At 49.0% G+C, this 20447-nt stretch carries 21 protein-coding genes; 15 read left to right on the forward strand and 6 right to left on the reverse strand.

The window, feature by feature from the left end; translation table 11 throughout:
- Nucleotides 1-37 precede the first annotated feature (37 nt).
- The 4 genes from MPL1_RS10395 to MPL1_RS10410 all read left to right on the forward strand — a co-directional run bounded on the left by MPL1_RS10395 (nt 38) and on the right by MPL1_RS10410 (nt 3143).
- Entirely contained in the window at nt 38-448 is a 411-nt protein-coding gene (locus MPL1_RS10395; RefSeq protein WP_009727093.1) for a hypothetical protein, read from the forward strand.
- Between the two features lie 137 nt (nt 449-585).
- Nucleotides 586-1791 carry a hypothetical protein gene (locus tag MPL1_RS10400; protein ID WP_009727094.1) on the forward strand — a complete coding sequence of 402 codons (1206 nt, stop codon included), beginning with the start codon at nt 586-588 and terminating at the stop codon, nt 1789-1791.
- 69 nt (nt 1792-1860) lie between these two features.
- The gene (locus MPL1_RS10405) at nt 1861-2499 is read left to right on the forward strand and encodes an MBL fold metallo-hydrolase (RefSeq protein WP_009727095.1); all 639 of its coding nucleotides are present in this window, start codon (nt 1861-1863) and stop codon (nt 2497-2499) included.
- Nucleotides 2500-2504: 5 nt separating this feature from the next.
- Nucleotides 2505-3143 carry a carbonic anhydrase gene (locus MPL1_RS10410; RefSeq protein ID WP_009727096.1) on the forward strand — a complete coding sequence of 213 codons (639 nt, stop codon included), beginning with the start codon at nt 2505-2507 and terminating at the stop codon, nt 3141-3143.
- On the opposite strand, the gene MPL1_RS10415 is transcribed toward MPL1_RS10410, so the two are convergent.
- A complete protein-coding gene (locus MPL1_RS10415) occupies nt 3134-3556 on the reverse strand; it encodes an outer membrane protein assembly factor BamE (protein WP_235045573.1) in 423 nt (140 codons plus the stop codon). The two genes, MPL1_RS10410 and MPL1_RS10415, sit on opposite strands and share 10 nt — an antisense overlap.
- A 225-nt stretch (nt 3557-3781) precedes the next feature.
- Between MPL1_RS10415 and fur the strand changes: the two genes are divergently transcribed.
- On the forward strand, nt 3782-4204 hold the full coding sequence (gene fur, locus MPL1_RS10420) for a ferric iron uptake transcriptional regulator (protein ID WP_009727098.1): 423 nt from the start codon (nt 3782-3784) through the stop codon (nt 4202-4204).
- Between the two features lie 212 nt (nt 4205-4416).
- On the opposite strand, the gene recN is transcribed toward fur, so the two are convergent.
- Complete coding sequence (gene recN / locus MPL1_RS10425) at nt 4417-6093, reverse strand: DNA repair protein RecN (RefSeq protein ID WP_009727099.1); 1677 nt, start codon at nt 6091-6093, stop codon at nt 4417-4419.
- Complete coding sequence (locus MPL1_RS10430; protein ID WP_009727100.1) at nt 6087-6956, reverse strand: NAD(+) kinase; 870 nt, start codon at nt 6954-6956, stop codon at nt 6087-6089. The genes recN and MPL1_RS10430 overlap by 7 nt, the downstream gene beginning before the upstream one ends.
- Nucleotides 6957-7133: 177 nt before the next feature.
- On the opposite strand from MPL1_RS10430, the gene ndk reads away from it, so the two are divergent.
- From ndk to pgi, 8 genes are read left to right on the forward strand one after another with little or no spacing between them, the layout of a single operon-like run.
- Nucleotides 7134-7565, forward strand: a complete 432-nt coding sequence (ndk, locus tag MPL1_RS10435) for a nucleoside-diphosphate kinase (RefSeq protein ID WP_009727101.1) — start codon at nt 7134-7136, stop codon at nt 7563-7565.
- Nucleotides 7566-7576: 11 nt separating this feature from the next.
- A complete protein-coding gene (locus MPL1_RS10440) occupies nt 7577-8680 on the forward strand; it encodes a bifunctional tRNA (adenosine(37)-C2)-methyltransferase TrmG/ribosomal RNA large subunit methyltransferase RlmN (protein ID WP_009727102.1) in 1104 nt (367 codons plus the stop codon).
- Complete coding sequence (gene pilW, locus MPL1_RS10445; RefSeq protein WP_009727103.1) at nt 8677-9441, forward strand: type IV pilus biogenesis/stability protein PilW; 765 nt, start codon at nt 8677-8679, stop codon at nt 9439-9441. Before MPL1_RS10440 ends, pilW begins: the two co-directional genes overlap by 4 nt.
- On the forward strand, nt 9438-10388 hold the full coding sequence (locus MPL1_RS10450; RefSeq protein WP_009727104.1) for a helix-turn-helix domain-containing protein: 951 nt from the start codon (nt 9438-9440) through the stop codon (nt 10386-10388). The genes pilW and MPL1_RS10450 overlap by 4 nt, the downstream gene beginning before the upstream one ends.
- Nucleotides 10388-10903 (forward strand): flavodoxin-dependent (E)-4-hydroxy-3-methylbut-2-enyl-diphosphate synthase, encoded by a 516-nt coding sequence (locus tag MPL1_RS14505; protein WP_456085328.1) that lies wholly within the window; start codon nt 10388-10390, stop codon nt 10901-10903. Before MPL1_RS10450 ends, MPL1_RS14505 begins: the two co-directional genes overlap by 1 nt.
- Nucleotides 10872-11519 (forward strand): flavodoxin-dependent (E)-4-hydroxy-3-methylbut-2-enyl-diphosphate synthase, encoded by a 648-nt coding sequence (locus MPL1_RS14510; protein ID WP_456085327.1) that lies wholly within the window; start codon nt 10872-10874, stop codon nt 11517-11519. The genes MPL1_RS14505 and MPL1_RS14510 overlap by 32 nt, the downstream gene beginning before the upstream one ends.
- On the forward strand, nt 11516-12772 hold the full coding sequence (gene hisS, locus MPL1_RS10460) for a histidine--tRNA ligase (RefSeq protein WP_009727105.1): 1257 nt from the start codon (nt 11516-11518) through the stop codon (nt 12770-12772). The genes MPL1_RS14510 and hisS overlap by 4 nt, the downstream gene beginning before the upstream one ends.
- A 34-nt stretch (nt 12773-12806) precedes the next feature.
- A complete protein-coding gene (gene pgi / locus MPL1_RS10465; RefSeq protein ID WP_009727106.1) occupies nt 12807-14447 on the forward strand; it encodes a glucose-6-phosphate isomerase in 1641 nt (546 codons plus the stop codon).
- A 9-nt stretch (nt 14448-14456) separates the two neighbouring features.
- On the opposite strand, the gene ppk2 is transcribed toward pgi, so the two are convergent.
- From ppk2 to glgB, 3 genes are all read right to left on the reverse strand, one after another.
- Entirely contained in the window at nt 14457-15221 is a 765-nt protein-coding gene (ppk2, locus tag MPL1_RS10470) for a polyphosphate kinase 2 (protein ID WP_009727107.1), read from the reverse strand.
- A gap of 1 nt (nt 15222) precedes the next feature.
- On the reverse strand, nt 15223-15480 hold the full coding sequence (locus MPL1_RS14390; protein ID WP_327036649.1) for an alpha amylase C-terminal domain-containing protein: 258 nt from the start codon (nt 15478-15480) through the stop codon (nt 15223-15225).
- A gap of 113 nt (nt 15481-15593) precedes the next feature.
- Nucleotides 15594-17396 (reverse strand): 1,4-alpha-glucan branching protein GlgB, encoded by a 1803-nt coding sequence (gene glgB / locus MPL1_RS10475; protein WP_327036650.1) that lies wholly within the window; start codon nt 17394-17396, stop codon nt 15594-15596.
- Between the two features lie 105 nt (nt 17397-17501).
- On the opposite strand from glgB, the gene glgC reads away from it, so the two are divergent.
- Together glgC and MPL1_RS10485 are read left to right on the forward strand one after the other, a co-directional pair.
- Nucleotides 17502-18770, forward strand: a complete 1269-nt coding sequence (gene glgC, locus MPL1_RS10480) for a glucose-1-phosphate adenylyltransferase (protein WP_009727108.1) — start codon at nt 17502-17504, stop codon at nt 18768-18770.
- Complete coding sequence (locus MPL1_RS10485) at nt 18760-20445, forward strand: glycoside hydrolase family 57 protein (protein ID WP_040577092.1); 1686 nt, start codon at nt 18760-18762, stop codon at nt 20443-20445. The genes glgC and MPL1_RS10485 overlap by 11 nt, the downstream gene beginning before the upstream one ends.
- Nucleotides 20446-20447 lie beyond the last annotated feature (2 nt).

The raw sequence follows: 20447 nt of genomic DNA on the forward strand, positions 1-20447 counted from the left end.
GATAACGTCTGATAAGCGATAGCAGGAGATATCAGACATGTTCAGGTTACGAGGAATAACTTTAACGCTGTCTTTATTGATGACAGCACAAACGTCGGCGATGACCTTACCGCCTGTGCCCACCGCACCCATCTACTACGAGCCTCCGGTTGTCAAAGCAACTGAATTGATACGTCAATCCAGTTGTGCTGAAATTGATGATGCGATTAGACATTTACATCCATATAGATATACCTATAAACCCGGTTTTTATGAGGATAACACTAACAAAATTGCCACTGCCGTGATGGTGATGGATACCGTGCCAATTCTTAATGTTCTGATTGGACTGGGTTATTTGAGCTACTCTGCACTGGTTGATGAGAAAGAATCCAGGAGAATGCTTCAGGTCGAGGAAAATATATCTATGCTTCAGAGAGTTAAGGCTGAAAAGCGGTGTTTTGAATGAATAAGACGCGCCCGTTTTGATACACTGGATTTACTTGTGGTCTTGATCGTTTCTCATGTAGTATCGGAATCATAAACATACCCAGAGAGGTACGAGACATGAGTGGCACAATAAACATTAAATCAAAGTGGTACGCAATGAACAATCAATCCACACGCAGCATTCGGGAAAAATGGCTCACTGCAAAGGAAAAGCGCAGACAGGCCAAAAATCGCCCCTGGTACAAAGCCAATGAAAACCCGACCAAACAATCGGAAGTGCATTGGTATGAAGCCAATATGGTTGCACATCTCGATACCAAGAAAAAATGGTATGAGGCCAATCTGAAAACTGCAGTCGAAGCCGTTCGAGCAGAACGGAAATGGTACGAAGCGAACCTGGATCAAACCCCTACAGAAACCCACTGGTATCAATTCAGTGAAAAACAGTATTCCGAGTCAAAAAAACGCTGGCAGGCCGATAATCTCCGTGCTGCAAGGGAAAAACGTATCAAGTGGTACGAGGCTAACCTAGACCAAACGCCAACCGAAACACACTGGTATGAATTTAGTGACGCTCAAATGGCGGCAGAGAAAAAATGGTACGAGGCGAATCTTGCTCAGGCACGAGTCAGTCATCAAAAATGGTATGAGGCCAACCTGCATCCCGATCCGCATGCAGAGGTCAAGCAAAAATGGTACGAATCCAATATTGCAGTGGCAAGAACGCAGATCATCAAACGCAAATGGTTTGAGGCCAATACCCATGTGGCTCGGGAAAAAGGCAAGTGGTATGAAGCTAACCAGCGCCCGGCAAAACAGTCAGAAATACACTGGTATGAAGCCAACTTGGTCAAGCATCAGGATACCAAACGTAAGTGGTATGAAACCAACTTACGGACAACTGTTGAGAAGCTGCGAGCAAGCAAGCACAAATGGTATGAAGCGAACCTTGAACAGACTGCTTCACACAAGCACTGGTATGAATTCCGTGAAGCTGGACATACCGATGTGAAAAAGGCCTTTCAGGCGACTCACCTCGACAAAGTTCGTCAGCACCGACTCAAATGGTATGAAGCGAATCGGGATCAGACACCTACTGACAAACACTGGTATGAATACAGTGACGCTCAGATGGCTCCAGAGAAAAAATGGTATGAGGCCAACCTGGCTCAGGCTCGTGTCAGTCATCAGAAATGGTATGAAGCCAATCTGCACCCTGATCCACATGCTGATATCAAGAAAAAATGGTACGAAGCCAACCTCAGTCTTGCGCGTAAACAGCAGCTCAAGAAACAATGGTTTGAGCAAAATACCATCAAAGCGCGTGAAAGCCGTAAGAAATGGGATCAGTTTGAGGACTGAATTCGTTATCTGAATTGAACAGGGAACGTGCTTGCAGTTTAAGTAGTTTGACAGTTACTGACGTTATTAATGCATATCAAATGCTTTACTGTGGGCGCGTTCCAAGTCAATACCTATCTGGTGGAAGATGAAGTCACCGGGCAGTGTGCCATTATTGATACCGGTGAATCACTTGAGCTTTTGCAACAGCTCAGCCAGCTTCAGCCAGCCCCTGATATTCGTTATATTCTCCTGACGCATGGTCATCTTGACCACGCTGGCGCCCTGTCGCAACTGCAATCGCAATATCAGGCCACGACTTGTTTACCGCGACTTGAATTACCAATGTTTGAGTGTCTTCCAGAGCAAGGTAGCTGGTTTGGCATGCCTTCACTCAATCGTGAATGTGGTCGAGTTGATCGCTTATTGGATGATGGCGATACCATCGAATTGGGCCAGACCAGGCTTCAGTTTATTTCCACTCCAGGACACACACCTGGTCAGGGCTGTTATTATGATGGCCACGATATCTTTGTCGGCGATACCCTGTTTGCCGGCAGTATCGGCAGAACTGACCTTCCTATGGGCAATTCCAGATTGATGCAAGACAGTCTCAGCAAGCTGATGCAGCTGCCTGGCAATTTGCGAGTGCATAGTGGGCATGGTCCAGTAACGACGCTGGCCGACGAGAAGCAGAGCAATCCTTTTTTAGCTTTCCTGAGACAATAATAAAAATGGCAAATACCATCAAACTTCTGGAAGGTTTCCAGCGATTCAAGCAGCAATATTTTGGCAATGACGGTCGACTCTATGCCAGTATGAAAAATGGTCAACCCGCTAAGATCCTGATGGTGGCTTGTTGTGATTCACGCGTTGACCCGGCGATTTTGACTGATTGTGATCCAGGAGATTTATTTACTGTCCGTAATGTGGCCAATCTGGTTCCACCCTGTGAAGATGGTGGTCACTATCACGGCACAAGTGCAGCGCTGGAGTTTGCTGTTGAAGGTTTGCAGGTTGAAAGCATTATTGTCATGGGGCACGCCAATTGTGGCGGGATTCGCGCTTTGTGGCAGGGGTCAGATCAAAATCACTCACAATTCATTCATCGTTGGATGTCGATTGCCCAGTCGGCGAAAGACTGGGTCAAGCAACATCACGCTGAAGACCCGGAGGCGGCTCAGTTAAGAGCCTGTGAAATGCGCTCTATCCTAGTATCACTCGACAATTTATTGAGTTTTGAAGCGATTCGCCAGCGCGTTGAAGCCGGAACATTGCGGCTTCATGGCTGGTATTTTGATCTTGCGGCTGGTGAGTTGCTGTGCTTCAACCCAAAATCAGGTCTTTTCGAGTCCAGTCAGTTTCAGGGTTGAATCTCTTCCTGAACGGCTTCTGGCAACTCTTCCACCCGATCTTCGAGTTGAGCATCTTCAACAATTTCGCGCGTGCTTGAGTCATCGCGACGGTCAATGATTTGATCATCGTCACGACCCAGTCCAACGGCGCCCATCAAGCCGCGGAAGAAGCCGGTACGATGCTCTTGTAGCGGAACGACGACATTGACACCGGCGGTGTCGAACTCAGGCATTTCCGAACGCTCAACAATTCTGACATCACCTTGAACGTATTCAAGGCGTTCTTCTTCGTCGAAGTAGAGGGTGATGCGTTGTTGCTGGCGTGGCCCATTACCGGGTTGGAAGCTGTATAGGTAATCCCAGCGGTTGGGTTGGAACGTATTGATCAGCAGCGGCGAGCCCATTACGAAAGCAACCTGACTTTTAGTCATGCCTGGCTCAAGTCTGCCTATCATCTCTTGCGAGACCTCGTTTCCCTGCTGTATGTCAATCCGGTAAACTCCTGGTATCTTGTCAGTACTGCATGCGGACAAAAAGATAGTGAGCAGCGAAAGGCTGTAAATGATAAGGCTTTTCATTTAGTATTTGTGCTTGAGTTGATGACCAAGATGCGATGATACTCTATTCGTACTATTTCTTCGAGGCAACATTAGATAATGGAAAGACAAGATCTGAGAAAAGCGGGATTGAAAATTACTTTGCCGCGATTGAAGGTGCTGGAAATCCTGGAACACTCCAAACAACGTCATTTAAGTGCTGAGGATGTCTACAAAGCCTTGCTTGAAATGGGGGAGGAAATTGGGCTGGCAACTGTCTACCGGGTGCTGACTCAATTTGAGGGGGCAGGTCTGGTATCAAGGCTCAACATTGACGGTGGTCATGCCGTTTTTGAACTGGAAGATGGCGACCATCATGACCACTTGTTTTGTGTGAAGTGCAACCGAATCGTGGAATTCTATGACGAAGTCATTGAACAGCGGCAACGAGCGATCGCCGAGGCAAATGGTTTTGAGATGACGGATCACAGCCTCTACATCTACGGTATTTGTAATCGAGAAGACTGCAAGAAAGACCGCTAGAGTTACATTTGCCAGGCATGACGGTCGAGAGGAAATTAGCTAGCTTAGCTGCAACGCCGTCATGGTCTGGTATTTACCACGCCAATCGCTGAACTGCAGCGGTCAAATCTGAGATAAGCGATTCAATTGGCCTATCCAAAAGCTCAAGGCGTTTACAAGCTATAGCGCCCGGACTGGCCTTGCTATAAGCTGTTAGCTTTCACCATTGACAACTATGAAAGCTCAACGAGCCCCAGCATTTCCTCAGCATGCAATCGTGTTTTCTCTGTCAGTTGCATCCCACCCAGCATCCGTGCGATTTCTTCTATCCGTTGTTGTCGATCCAGCGCCTGGATTTCGATATGAGTGCTGTTATCGCGGTGATGTTTACTGACCTGAAGCTGTTGATGCGCTTGGGCCGCAACTTGTGCAAGGTGGGTGATGCAAATCACTTGCTGACTGGCAGCCAGGGTTCGTAAATGTCGACCGACGACTTCAGCGACACCACCACCAATGCCGACATCCACTTCATCAAAAATTAGCGTCGGCACACTGCGCTGACCTGCTGTGACCACCTGTATGGCGAGACTGATGCGCGCCAGTTCACCGCCTGAAGCAATTTTGCCTAGTTCTCCAGCTGCTTGTCCGGGATTGGTGGTTACGAGAAGTCTTACCTGATCGCAGCCTGTTTCGGTCATGGTCTCATGCGATGTTGGTGTGACTTCTATCTCGATTCTGCCTGCAGGCATGGCAAGTTCACGAATAGAGGTTGTGATTTGCTCAGCCAGTGGCGCTGCGGCCTTGAGTCTCCGTTCACGGATTTGCATCGCCAGATCCAGGCATTGCTTTTGATGTTGACTCAGTTGTTGTTCGAGATCAGTGAGCGTTTGGCCTGCGTGGCTGATGGTATTCAGTTCATTGTGAAGACTGTCATAGACCGCTGGCAGATCTGCGATTTCGCAGTGATGTTTGCGTGCCAGATCGTGCAGTTGAGAAATCTGCTGCTCTACTTCTTCGAGACGTTCGGGATCGAGTTCGGTCTTGTCGAGATAGTGGCGAAGTTCAGAGCCGGATTCGTCAAGGTTGATGAGTGCTGCATTGAGGGTTTCAACGATGCTGGCAAAATGTGGCTCGATGTCCTGCAGTTTTTCAAGTTCGACCAAGGCGCTACTCAGAATGTCGTAAGCGGCGATTTCTTCATTGTCGAATATACGATGAATCGCGGCCTCTGCGGCATGTAACAGGTCGGCAGAGTGGGCCAGTTGTTGTTGATCCTGCAACAGTTGATTGACGCTTTGTTCGGTGAGTGAAAATACCTCAAGCTCTTTGACCTGATAGCTCAGTAATTCAAGTCTGGCCTGCTGTTGTTCGTTATCCTGTTTGAGCTTTTCCAGTGTTGATGCGCATTCCTGCATCTGCTTGAAAGCAGACTTGAGCTTTGCCAGCAACTCACGATTACCGGCGACAGTATCAATCAGTTGTCGTTGCGTATCTGGACGAAGCAGCGATTGATGGGCATGTTGACCATGAATGTCAATGCAACATTCGCTGACCGCCTTCAATTGATTCAGTGCCACCTGCCGACCGTTGATATAGCCGCGTGAACGCCCATCGCTGCTGATGGTTCTGCGCAAATGGCATTGTGCATCGTCATCCAGTTCTTGAGCTTTTAACCAATCGGTCAATGCGGGATTATTCGTGGTTTCAAAATTTGCTTCGATTTCTGCTCGCTCGCAGCCTTGTCTGACCATATTTGAATCAGCGCGATCACCCAGTACCAGACTCAGTGCATCGACCAGCATGGATTTACCCGCACCAGTTTCACCAGTCAGTGATGTCATTCCGGACTGGAATTGCAGTGCAAGATCCTCGACAACAGCGAGATTTTTGACGCTTAAACTAATCAGCATGTCAGTTTTCGACCCCATTCAAGTTTGGCACGCAGAATAGAGTAATGATCATGATTTTCAAGATGTAATAGTCGGATACGATCAGAATGACGCACCACACGCATGGTATCGCCCGGCTGCAAAAGATGTCCGGCACGACCATCACAGGTCACCATCGCGGTTGTTGTATTGTGTTCACTCAGCATGATGTCAATCTGGCTGCTGGCAGCAATGACCAAAGGTCGGTTGCTGAGCGTATGAGGACAGACTGACGTCAGCACGATGGCATCCAGATCGACATCCAGAATCGGACCACCTGCCGACATTGCATAAGCAGTTGAGCCAGTAGGTGTGGCGATCACAAGTCCATCTGCACGCTGACTGTTGAGGAAACGGCCGTTGATATAAGTTTCAAATTCAATCATTTGCAGCCGCTGATGTGCATGGATAACCACATCATTCATCGCAATACCTGCGGATCCTTTCACATCGTTGATACTGGCTTCGAGTAGAAAGCGACTGTCATCACGGTAGTGTCCAGACAGAATCAGTTGCAATTGCTGCTCAAGATTGGGCAAGGTCACATCGGCCAAAAAGCCCAGACGACCCACATTGATGCCGACAATCGGCAGGTTACTGCCAGCCAGGGCGCGCGACGCAGACAGCATCGTGCCATCACCTCCGATCGCAATGGTGAGATCGCAATGTTCAGGGAAATCATGTACCGACAGGACTTGCAGGGCGGGCAAGAAAGACAGTGGCTCATTGGTGTATAGGCGAACAGATTGTGATTCGAGGAACTTGCATACCTGAACCACCGCATTTTCCATCACCGGGTCGTCCTTGCGGATGAATAAACCGATACGGTTAAAGCTTGTTTGCATGATGTGAGCCACTAGGGTTAATACGAATAACGGTCACGTGATGGTAATGGTTTTGACGTAAAATCCAAAGGAAAATCAGCGGGCCGGCAAAATCCACTATGCCACTATGATATGCAATAGCATTCAATGCTAGAATACCCTGATTTTACTAACCGAAATCAATAATTGAGGAACAACATGGCGACCGAACGCACACTTTCAATCATCAAACCTGACGCTGTAGCAAAAAATGTCATTGGCGAAATATACAGCCGCTTTGAAAAAGCGGGTCTGCGTATCGTTGCTGCACGCATGATACATCTGAGCCAAGAGCAAGCAGAAGGTTTTTATGCAGAACACAAAGAACGTCCGTTTTTTGGTGATTTGGTGAGCTTCATGACTTCTGGTCCTGTGATGATTCAGGTACTTGAAGGCGAAGATGCGGTCATCAAAAACCGTGATCTGATGGGCGCAACCAACCCTGCGCAAGCTGATGCAGGTACTATCCGTGCCGATTTTGCACAAAGCATCGATGAAAATGCAGTGCATGGCTCTGATTCTGTTGAGAGTGCGGCAAGAGAAGTTGCTTTCTTCTTTACCGAAGACCAACTCTGCTCACGTACTCGCTAAATCAAAAGCAAATGACCAATCGCACGAATCTGCTTGGATTGGACCTTGAAGGTCTGGAAGCTTTTTTTGTCGAACACGGCGAAAAAGCTTTCCGTGCGCGTCAGCTTTTGCAATGGATTCATCAGTATCGAGTGACTGACTTTGCCGAGATGAGCAATCTCAGCAAAGCGCTGCGCCAGAAGCTAAGCGAAGTTGCAGAGATCAAAGTGCCTGAGGTCATGCACGAACACATCTCGACTGATGGCACACGCAAGTGGTTGATCAAAATGGATGGCGGCAACGCCATTGAGACCGTCTATATTCCCGAAGGCAATAGAGGCACATTGTGTGTTTCATCTCAGGTCGGTTGTGCGCTGACCTGTACCTTTTGTTCAACGGCGCAACAGGGGTTTAATCGTAATCTGACGGCTGCCGAGATCATCGCGCAGTTGTGGATTGCCAATGAAGCGCTGGGCAAGGATCCCAAGGGCAACCGGGTTGTGACGAATGTCGTCATGATGGGGATGGGCGAACCGCTGGCCAACTACAATAATGTAATCACGGCGATGCGCCTGATGCGTGATGACCATGGCTATGGCATCTCATGGCGCCGTCTGACATTGAGTACCTCGGGTATGGTGCCGATGATCGATAAGCTCAAACAGGACTGTCATGTCAGTTTGGCAATCTCACTGCACGCCGCCAATGACAAGCTGCGCAGCCAGATCATTCCATTGAACGAGAAATACCCGATCGCCGAACTGCTGGCGGCATGTAAGCGATATGTCGCTGGTGAACAACAACGCCGCCACATTACTGTCGAATATGTGATGTTGGCTGGCATCAATGATTCTGAGCAAGATGCCAGAGATCTCATTCGCATTCTTAAAGGTCTGCCCAACAAGGTTAATCTGATTCCATTTAACCCATTCCCGGGCACTGATTATCGTTGCTCATCACGAAACGCTATCAGTCGTTTCCAGAAAATTCTCAGTGATGCAGGGCTGGTGGCGACTGTACGAAAAACCCGTGGCGATGATATTGTGGCTGCTTGCGGACAGCTCGCCGGTGAAGTGCAAGATAAAACTCGTCGTAGTGAGCGAATTCAGACACATCGCCTTGAGTTTCAACCATGAACACAGCATTAAAAAGTACACTGATAGTTTTTATTTTGTCGGGTCTGCTCGGTTGCGCCGGTGGCGGACAACAGCGGCCAGTCAGTCAGGATGCGCGCGCGGCAGACATCAACATGCGGTTGGGTCTAAGTTATCTGCAACGTGGCGAATATGAAGTGGCTTTGGAAAAACTTGAAAAAGCACTTCAACAAGATCCCGGTCTGACAACAGCGCATAACACCATCGCTTTGCTATACCAGCAACTGGGACAAAACGAAAAAGCTGAACATCATTTCAGACAAGCGGTGAATCGCACGCCACAGTATTCAGAAGCACAAAACAACTATGGCGTGTATCTGTGCCAACAAGAGCGTTATCAGGAAGCTGAACAACGATTTATGGCAGCTATTGAAAACCCGCTGTATCAGATGGCTGCACAGGCTTATGAAAATGCCGGCGTATGTGCATTACGCAGTGGCGATGCCGACAAGGCTGAACGATATTTTCGGCAGGCCTTGCAAATTGACCCTGAGCTTCCACAGGCACTGATCAGAATGGCCGACATCAGCTATGATCGCCAGGAGTATCTTCAGGCTCGGGCTTATGTGCAGCGCTTTCAAGCCGCTGCCGCGTGGACACCGCAGTCGTTGTTGACTGCCATCAAAACAGAAAACAAACTCAATGATCAGGATGCTGTCGCGAGTTACAAGCTTGTGATGCGAGCCAGATTTCCTGACTCGGACGAGGCTCAGCAGGTTAACCGAGGGTTTTACAGAGAATGACCGCCATCGATGACAAAGAGATAACTATCCAAACGTCTTCAATTCCCGATGTCGGCGAACGACTGAGAAAAGCACGAGAAGCCAGACAACTGAGCATTATTGAAGCATCCGCGCAATTGCGATTGCCGAAAGATGTTCTTGCCAGCCTGGAACAAGAACGTTGGGAACGGCTGCATGGTAGAACCTATGCGCGCGGTTACTTCTCCAGCTATGTGAAATTTTTACAGCTTGATTACGAAGAGCTGATCGAGCAATTCAACCAGAGCTACACCGAAGTTGAGCGTCCCACAACTGCACCTCGACTCAAGCAGCAAATCAAAGACAAGCGTGGTTTGGGACTCCCGGTGATGCCGATTCTCATTGCCTTGACTCTTGCTGTGCTGGCATGGTTTGTTTTCAGCAATCAAGACATGATTGTTGACCTTGTCGCCCCGCAATCCGAACAAACTGGTGGCGATTATGAGACTGAGATTTCACAGGTTGAAACTTTAGAACCAGCGGCGGGTTTCAGCCGGAGTGTTGAACCCATCATTGAGTCTCAACCTGTGACATCGCGACAGATTGTTGATGAGAGTCTGGAAGTAACTTCACAGGACGATTGGCTGAGCACGCTGCTGCAACCCGAGGCTGTTGACATTGATATCAGCCAGGCAACAGAAATCGCTGATCCAACTGAACCTGAGGTGCAAGTGCAGCAGCGGCGGCCACAGTTATCACTGGCTTTCTCAGAAGAGTGCTGGGTTGAGGTGATAGATGCAAGCGCGACCACACTCCTGAGTCGAATAGTTCGGGCAGGTGAACAACTGAACCTTGAGGGTGAGTTACCCTTGAATGTCCTGCTTGGCCGAGCTTCAGCAGTGACCGTTGAGTTCAATAATGAACCGGTGGATATCAGTGGATACACCCAAGGTAATGTGGCGCGTTTTTCAATTGGGGCTGAGTCGTGATGGAGTCTGACTTCAGTATCCAACGCCGCAAATCCCGTCAGATCATGGTGGGGGATGTGGCTATTGGCGGTGACGCTCCCATCGCTGTACAGAGTATGACCAACACCGAGACCACCGATGTTGCTGCAACAGTTGCACAGATTCAGGCCTTGCAGAAAGCCGGCGCTGATCTGGTTAGGGTGTCGGTACCAAGCATGGATGCCGCAGAAGCTTTTGGTCAGATTCGAAAACAAGTCACGTTGCCACTGATTGCAGACATTCACTTTGACTACAAAATTGCGCTGCGCGTCGCTGACCTGGGTGTTGATTGCTTGCGCATCAATCCCGGCAATATCGGTCGTGAAGATCGGGTCAGGGCGGTGATAGACAAAGCACGTGATGTTGGCATCCCGATCCGGATTGGTGTCAATGCCGGATCTCTGGAAAAAGATCTGCACAAAAAAGTATGGCGAACCGACCCCGGATGCTCTGGTCGAGTCAGCGATGCGCCATATCGATATTCTGGACCGACTTAACTTTCCTGATTTCAAAGTCAGCCTTAAAGCTTCTGATGTTTTCATGACAGTTTTTGCCTATCGAAAGCTGGCATCACAAATCGAGCAACCATTGCATCTTGGAATTACCGAAGCCGGCGGTTTACGAAGCGGCTCAGTGAAATCAGCCATCGGTCTTGGCATGCTGCTCGCCGAAGGTATTGGCGATACCATTCGTGTTTCGCTCGCTGCCGATCCGGTAGAAGAAATTCGTGTTGGCTTTGATATTCTCAAAAGTTTGAGAATTCGTAACAAGGGCATCAACCTGATTGCCTGCCCGTCATGCTCTCGTCAACAGTTTGATGTGATTGCCACTGTTAATGCCCTGGAAGCACGCCTTGAAGACATCACTGAACCGATGGATGTCGCAGTCATTGGTTGTGTGGTCAACGGACCAGGTGAAGCCAAGGAGGCCGCCATTGGCCTGACCGGTGGTACCCCAAATTTGCTCTATAAAGACGGCAAACCTCATCACAAGGTGGACAACGAGTCATTGGTTGATGAGCTGGAGCGTGAAATCAGACAACGCATTGCCTTGCGTCAGCAAACCGAATCCAAAGAAAAAGTAATTCCGATAAAGGACATCAGCAAAACGTGACAGAAACCATCCGTTCAGTTCGGGGAATGAACGACATACTTCCCGAAGTCACTCCTTACTGGCAATCCATAGAACAAACGCTCAAGGACACGCTTGCCGGTTATGGCTATCAGGAAATCAGATTTCCGATTGTCGAAAAAACCGAGCTGTTCAAGCGCTCTATTGGCGAAGTGACCGATATTGTCGAAAAAGAGATGTACACCTTTGAAGACCGTAACGGCGATAGCCTGACCTTAAGGCCTGAAGGCACTGCTGGCTGTGTCCGGGCTGCGATGGAAAATGGCTTGCTTAATCAAACTCAGCGACTCTGGTACAGCGGTCCCATGTTTCGACATGAACGCCCCCAGAAAGGCCGTTATCGGCAGTTTCATCAATTGGGTGTCGAGGCCTATGGGTTTTCAGGGCCTGATATCGACGCTGAAATGATTTTGATGACGGCGCGTCTCTGGAAAAAACTGGGACTGAACGGCGTCACATTACAAATCAACTCGTTGGGCACTACGGAAGCACGCCAGCAATATCGGCAACAGTTAGTCGCTTATTTCGAGGCAAATCATCAGTTACTGGATGAAGATAGCCAGAGACGTCTGCACAGTAATCCGCTGCGTATTCTTGATAGTAAAAATCCTGAGATGCAGGCGTTGAATGAAGCAGCGCCCAAGCTGTTGGATCATCTTGATGATGAGTCTCGGGCACATTTTCAGACACTTTGTGCCATGCTTGATGCGGCCGGTGTGCCTTATGAGATTAACCCACGACTGGTGCGTGGGCTCGACTACTACGGAAAAACGGTTTTTGAATGGGTGACTGATCAGCTGGGTGCCCAGGGAACCGTTTGTGCCGGCGGTCGATATGATGCTCTGGTACAGCAACTGGGTGGCAAGGCCTCAACCGCCATCGGTTTTGCGATTGGACTTGAGCGACTAATCGCCTTGTTGGAAGCCAATGATGCTTTACCAAAGCCAGAAGCTGTAGACGCTTATCTGGTAGCGGTTGGTGAGCAGGCCAGCAAGCAATCACTATTATTGGCAGAGCAGCTGCGTGATCAGTTGCCTGACATTAAGTTGCTATGCCACTGTGGCGGTGGTAGTTTTAAGAACCAGTTTAAACGAGCTGACCGGAGTGGTGCTCGCTGGACACTGATCCTGGGGGACGATGAGGTTGCAAACAAGGTCATTGGCGTAAAAGTCATGGCAACGGGGGAGCAGCACACCATCGAATGGAATGCGCTTGCAGCATTTCTGGCTCAGTAATATCAACGGAATTTAAAAGAATAAATACGGCACTATGACACCCTTAAATATTCCAGAATGGCAGTCGCTTGATCGGCACTACGGTGATATCAAGTTTTTATCAATGCGTGAGCAATTCGCGCTGGACTCTGGTCGATTCGAACGGTTCACGATTAGAAGTGGTGAACTGTTATTGGATTATTCCAAAAATCGAATTACTCAGGAGACCATCGACAAACTGATTGCATTGGCTCAAGCCGTCAATATGAAAGACTGGACGGAGCGGATGTTTACCGGTGATATCATCAATCACACCGAGGGCAGGGCGGTACTGCACACAGCGTTGCGTAACCGCTCAAATTCACCGGTGTTGGTAGATGGCCAGGATGTAATGCCGCTGGTCAATGCCGTTTTGGAAAAAATGGCTCGTTTCTGCGAGCAGGTTCATAGCGGTAGCTGGCTTGGTTATTCCGGCAAAAAAATTACCGATATCGTCAACATTGGCATTGGTGGTTCAGATCTTGGACCTGCGATGATCTGTGATGCACTGGAGCCTTATGGCATTGACGGTTTGTCGGTACATTTTGTTTCTAATGTTGACGGCACGGATCTGAGTACAACCCTGGAGAAGCTGAATCCAGAAACCACCTTGTTTGTGGTGGCTTCAAAAACATTTACCACCCAGGAAACTCTGACCAACGCGCAGTCAGCAAGACAATGGTTCCTGAAATCCGCTCAACAGTCAGATGTCGCCAAACATTTTGTCGCGGTGTCGACCAATGCCGAAGCTGTTGCGGCGTTTGGTATTGATACGGCCAATATGTTTGAGATTTGGGATTGGGTAGGCGGACGCTACTCACTGTGGAGCGCGATTGGTTTGCCAATTGCCCTCTACGTAGGCATGGATAATTTCGAGCGTTTGCTCGATGGTGGTCATGCGATGGACTTGCATTTCCGTAATCAGCCACTTGCCGAAAATATCCCGGTAATCATGGGGATGCTGGGCATCTGGTATGTGAACTTCTTCAACAGTCAGACGCATGCGATTGTGCCTTATGACCATTCGCTTGCCCGCTTTCCAAGTCATATGCAGCAGCTGGATATGGAAAGCAACGGCAAGTTTATTAATCGTCAGGGAGCTCGTATCAACTATAAAACCGGGCCTGTGATCTGGGGAACCCCCGGGACTAACGGCCAGCATGCCTACTTTCAGTTGATTCATCAGGGCACGCAGTTAATTCCAGTTGATTTTGTTTTACCAGTCAACAGTCATTATCCAGAATGTGATCATCAATCAATTTTACTGGCGAATGGACTTGCTCAGGCCGAAGCTTTGATGAAAGGTAAAACAGCGGAAGAAGTCAGAAGTGAACTGGTCAAGGAGGGCTATGAAGGCAAAGCACTGGAAGCCTTACTGCCGCATAAGGTGTTTCCCGGGAATCGCCCCAGCAATGCGCTGTTATTCCCTAAACTGACACCGGAAATGCTCGGCCAGTTGGTTGCTCTCTATGAGCACAAAGTCTTTGTCCAAGGCGTGGTATGGAACATCAACTCGTTCGACCAGTGGGGTGTGGAGCTGGGTAAACAACTGGCAAAAGCCATCCTGCCAGATTTGTTGGCAGCGGATGAGTCAATTTCTGAACACGACAGTTCAACCACTGAGCTGATTCGCCTGATCCGGCAGTTGCGTCAATAAACGCAAAGCCTAGCTGACGCCATCAGTCTTGCGTCGCCGTCTTTGAGCCCGTTCAGGTTCAAAGACGGCGTCTGAGTCAATATTCTCAGTCAAGCGTACATCTTTGCCGTCGTAAGTAAGGCGATGTAAAAAATGTCTCATGCAGTTTAACCTGGCCGATTTTTTATCATCTGAACGAATAATGACCCAGGGAGATTCCTCACTATGAGTATGTTCAAACATGGTCTGTTTGGCCTGAGTATATTCCTGCCATTTTTCCTGGGCGGCTATATCAATCGGACTTAGTTTCCAGTCTTTCAACGGGCTGTTAAGTCGGGCTTCAAAGCGGCGTTTTTGCTCTTGCTGGCTGACAGAAAACCAGTATTTGAACAACCATATTCCATCATCAATCAGCATTTTTTCCAGGGCCGGTGCCTGCTGCAGAAAGCGCAGGTAATCTGATTCGCTACAAAAGCCCATGACCTTTTCAACGCCAGCCCGGTTGTACCAGCTTCGATCAAACAGCACTATTTCCCCAGCAGTTGGTAAATGCTCTATGTAACGTTGAAAGTACCATTGACCCCGCTCTGTACCATTGGGCTTGCTGAGCGCAACAATACGCGCTGTTCTGGGATTTAGATGCTCAGTGAAGCGCTTGATGGCACCCCCTTTACCTGATGCATCACGCCCCTCAAACAGAATGACAATTCGCTGATCCTGCTGATGTGCCCAGCGCTGAACTTTGAGCAGTTCGATCTGCAGGGCTTCTTTTTCAGTGTGGTAGCGACTGGCCATTTCAGCGACTTTTTACAAGTACCAGTCCTGCCAGTGGCGGCAGATCCAGTGCCAACGAAAAGGGTCTGTCAGACCATGGTTTATGTTCGGCATCAATCAAAATAGCCGCTGGGTAATTACTGCCAGCATAGTATTCTGAATCCGAGTTCAGTATCACTTGATACTGGCCGGCTTCAGGCACGCCAATTCGGTACTGCTTGCGAACCACCGGTGTGAAGTTCAGCAGTGTGATGGTGTAATCCTCTGCTGCCTTACGCATGAAACTGATGATGGAGTGTTCGTGATCTGTACAGTCAATCCATTCAAACCCCTGTGCATCAAAGTCATACTGATGTAAGGCTGCATAACGTCGGTAAATCGCGTTCAGATCGGCTACCAGCTTTTGTAAGCCTGATGCATCGGGTAGTCGAGCACATACCAGTCGAGCGCTTTATCACAGTTCCATTCCGAACCTTGTCCGAACTCGGAGCCCATGAACAACAGTTTTTTGCCGGGATAGGTGAACATGAAGGTGTACAGCAATCGCAGGTTGGCAAACCGTTGCCACTCATCACCGGGCATCTTGTAGAGCATTGATCGCTTGCCATGCACAACCTCATCATGTGAAAACGGTAATACAAAGTTTTCTGTAAATGCGTAAAGCAGGCCAAAGGTCAGCTGATCGTGGTGATAACGCCTATGCACCGGATCTTGTTGCATATATTGCAGTATGTCGTGCATCCATCCCATGTTCCATTTCATGGAAAAACCCAGGCCCCCCATATCCGCCGGCCGAGAGACCATTGGGTATGAAGTTGACTCTTCAGCCGCAATAATACAGCCGGGATGCGCCTGATGCAGCACGCTGTTGAGATGCTGCAGAAAAGCGATAACCTCCAGGTTTTCCCGACCGCCATAGATGTTGGGCAGCCACTGACCATCCTCACGGGAATAATCCAGATAGAGCATCGAAGCCACTGCATCGACCCGTAAACCGTCGATGTGAAACTCTTCCAGCCAGAAGAAGGCGCTGGAGAGCAGAAAGTTTCTTACTTCATTTCGGCCGTAGTTGAAGATCAACGTACCCCAGTCCTGATGTTCTCCGAGTCTTGGATCTTCATGTTCGTAGAGTGCTGTGCCATCAAATCTAGCCAGGCCATGAGCGTCTTTTGGAAAATGTCCTGGCACCCAGTCGAGAATGACGCCAATTCCAGCAAGATGGCATTGCTCGACAAAATAGCGAAAATCATCGGGTGAGCCGAATCGACTGGTGGCAGCGAAGTATCCTGTGGTCTGATAGCCCCATGAAGCATCGAGTGGATGCTCGGTAACGGGCAGAAGTTCAATGTGAGTAAAGCCCTGCTGCTGAACATAGGGCACCAGTCTGTCGGCGAGTTCTCTGTAACCCAGAAAACCTCCATCATGATCACGCTGCCAGGAACCAAGATGTACTTCATAGACCGAATGGGGGGCATGAAGCCAGTTGGTTCGCTCACGTTTATCCATCCAGTCCTTGTCACGCCAGTTGAAGCTCTCTGGTTTCATCACAACCGAGGCTGTTCCAGGGCGAAGTTCTGTTTGTTGGGCGTAAGGATCCATCTTTAGATGCAGACTACCCTGTTGTTGATTGAGGATTTCGAACTTGTATAAGGCGCCGGCTCGAACACCCGGAATAAATAACTCCCAGACCCCACTGTGACCACAGACTCGCATTGGGTGACAGCGACCATCCCATTGATTGAAATCACCCACCACACTGACGCGTTGTGCATTGGGTGCCCAAGTGGCAAACAGTACGCCGGCTACACCATCAACAACGCGATGATGGGCACCCAGAACACGGTAGGCGTGCCAGTGTTTTCCCTCAGAGAACAGGTGCAGGTCAAAGTCCGAAATTTGTTTGTCAAAACAATAGGGATCGTAATGTGATCGTTCTTGTTGCTGATTATCCAGCCGGTGAATCTGATAAGGCTTTTTAATATCGGCAGCGTCACCGGTCCAGGTAAAAAAGTCAGTGCCTTCGATACGCTTCATTCTTCGTTCTGCATCGAGCCAGGCTTCCTGGGTCGCTGGCAGAAAAGCGTTGATTGTGGCTTGCTTGTCATGACGATGAAACCCGAGGATGTTAAAGGGATCATGGTGCCGGGCTTCTATGATTTTGAGGCGATCTTCACTAAGTTTTTTTTCCAAAACCATAGGGTTTGAATCCTGTCTGAATTATTTTATTGCTGTTGGTTGTCTGCTTGTGGCAGGCTAATCGGCATTCCATCACAATTGATAGCAAGGCCTGGAGTTTGTTTTATGTCGAAGAGCAATAGTACGCGGTTTGTGAGTCGTCTGACCAGAGATACTCTGGCATTGATTCTGGCCGGTGGCAGAGGATCACGTCTCAAGCAACTCACAGACTGGCGTGCGAAGCCCGCAGTTCCTTTTGGTGGCAAGTTCCGAATCATCGATTTTCCGTTATCCAACTGTGTGAATTCCGGTATTCGTCGGGTTGGAGTCTTAAGTCAGTACAAATCTCACTCACTTATTCGACATATCCAGCAAGGCTGGGGTTTTATGCGAGGTGAACTGGGGGAATTTGTTGAGCTCTTGCCAGCTTCTCAGCGAACTGAAGAGGGCTGGTATCTTGGTACGGCAGATGCGGTTTATCAGAATATCGATATTCTGCGTAACCACAACCCAGAATACGTGTTGATTCTGGCAGGTGATCACATTTACAAAATGGACTATGGTGACATGTTGGCTGAGCACGTGGCTCAGAATGCCGACATGACAATTGGTTGCATTGAAGTGCCTTTGGATCAGGCAAAAGCCTTTGGCGTAATGTCTGTGGATGATAATCGCCGGATTATCGATTTCAATGAAAAACCAGCCGAGCCCACGCCAATTCCAGGACGAGAAGATGTGGCACTTGCTTCGATGGGGATATATATCTTCAATGCTGCGTTCCTTTACGAGCAGTTGATCAAGGACGCGGACTCAAGCAAATCGAGTCATGACTTTGGTCACGACATCATTCCATCGCTGATTCGCAAATATAAAGTCGTTGCCTTCCCTTATAAAGATGTTCAGGGCAATGACCCTGGTTACTGGCGCGACGTGGGGACCATTGATGCGTTCTGGTCAGCGAATCTGGAACTGATTGGTGTGACACCTGAGTTGAATCTTTACGATGATGATTGGCCGATATGGACACATCAGGCCCAGCTGCCACCTGCAAAATTTGTCTTTGATGATGACGACCGCCGCGGCATGGCGGTGGATTCAATGGTGTCTGGAGGTTGCATCATCTCCGGTTCAGTGGTCCGCCACTCGGTTCTGTTTTCCAACGTGCAGGTACATAGTTTTTCTGAAATAGAGGATTGTGTGGTCTTGCCTGATGTCAGCATCGGCAGACATTGCAGATTGAAAAAGGTGGTCTTTGACAAGGGCTGTGAAGTCCCGCCAAACACCGAAATCGGTTTTGACGCCAAGCGTGATGCCGAGCGTTTTTATGTGTCACCCAATGGGGTGGTGTTGGTTACTCCTGAAATGCTGGGGCAAAACTATCGCTATGTCCGCTAAACTTAAAGTCGTACTTTGCTGGCACATGCACCAGCCGCAATACAGCGAGCCTATGGGAGGCATGTATCAGCTGCCATGGACGTATCTACATGCCATCAAGGACTATGTGGACATGGCCTGGCATTTGGAAAATATTCCTGACGCACATGCAGTTGTTAATTTTGCACCTACCTTGCTGGAACAACTGGCTGATTACAACCAACAACTCAAAGGTAGATTCAAGGGAACAGGCTGTCTCAAAGATCCACTGTTGCTGGCGCTGGATTCACCAGTGCAGCCTGCTCATATCGAAGATCGCAGACAACTGATCAATGCCTGTCTGCGATTAAACGATGAAAAGCTGGTACAGCCTTTTCCTGCCTTTGCCAAACTGGCAGAGATTGCACGCTGGGCGCTCGAAGATGCGGATCGACTCTGTTATGTCAATGATCAGTGCCTTATCGATATGCTGGTCTGGTATCACCTCGCCTGGATGGGTGAATCGGTGAAGCGAAATGATGTGCGCATCCAGGCATTGATGAACAAAGCCCGGCAATTCAGTTTTCATGATCGACGGCAATTGATGATCGTGATTGGCGAGTTGCTTGATGGATTGATTCCCCGTTACAAAAAGCTGGCAGAGTTGGGGCGTGTCGAGTTGTCAGTCACCCCCTATGCCCATCCGATTTTGCCATTGATGCTCGACATTAACAGTACCCTTGAGGCCATGCCGGATGCACCGCTACCGGTGCACAAATGCTATCCAGATGGACAGCAGCGTGCAGACTGGCACATGGAAGAGGGAATCAGTGTCTTTGAATCCTTTTTTGGTTTTCGTCCTGCCGGTTGCTGGCCTTCTGAGGGGGCGGTCTCGACGGAGGCTCTGGCATTGATAGATCGCCATGGTTTTAAATGGGCTGCTTCTGGAGAAAATGTGCTGAGAAACAGCCTGCGGCAATCGGGCCTTGATGACAATGCAATTCACAAGCCTTATCACCTGCCAGGGCAAAAGCTTGCTTGTTTTTTCCGTGATGACGGACTTTCGGATCTGATTGGTTTTACTTACACCGGTTGGACGGCAGATGATGCGGTGAGTGACTTTGTGCATCATCTCAGCAACATTCAAGCGACCACCGACGATGACAAGGACAGGGTGGTATCTGTCATTCTGGATGGAGAAAACGCATGGGAATACTATTCCTATAATGGCTTTTACTTCCTGCAATCGTTGTATCGCAGACTTGCTGCTCATCCCGATATTGAATTAACCACGTTTTCAAATTGCCTGACAAAAGGTCATGTGAAGCCCGCCGAGCTACCGGTCATGATGGCGGGCAGCTGGGTTTATGGCACCTTCTCTACCTGGATTGGTGATGAAGATAAGAATCGTGCCTGGGATTTGTTGACGGAGGCCAAGCAAGCCTATGACGAGGTGATGGCAGAGCAGAATTTTGAGCCGGAAACGCAAGCTGCAATTGAGCGACAACTGGCTATTTGCGAAGGCTCCGATTGGTTCTGGTGGTTTGGTGACTACAATTCGGCAGATAGTGTCAGTGATTTTGACCGGCTCTATAGATTGCATCTTTCCAATCTATATCAAATGCTGGGGCTGGAAGTACCCCAGAAATTATCGGAAACCATTTCACTGGGTGGGGCGGGAGCTGAACAGGGTGGGACAATGCGGCGCGGCAACTAAAC

It is taken from the genome of Methylophaga lonarensis MPL (assembly GCF_000349205.1).
Taxonomy (GTDB): domain Bacteria; phylum Pseudomonadota; class Gammaproteobacteria; order Nitrosococcales; family Methylophagaceae; genus Methylophaga; species Methylophaga lonarensis.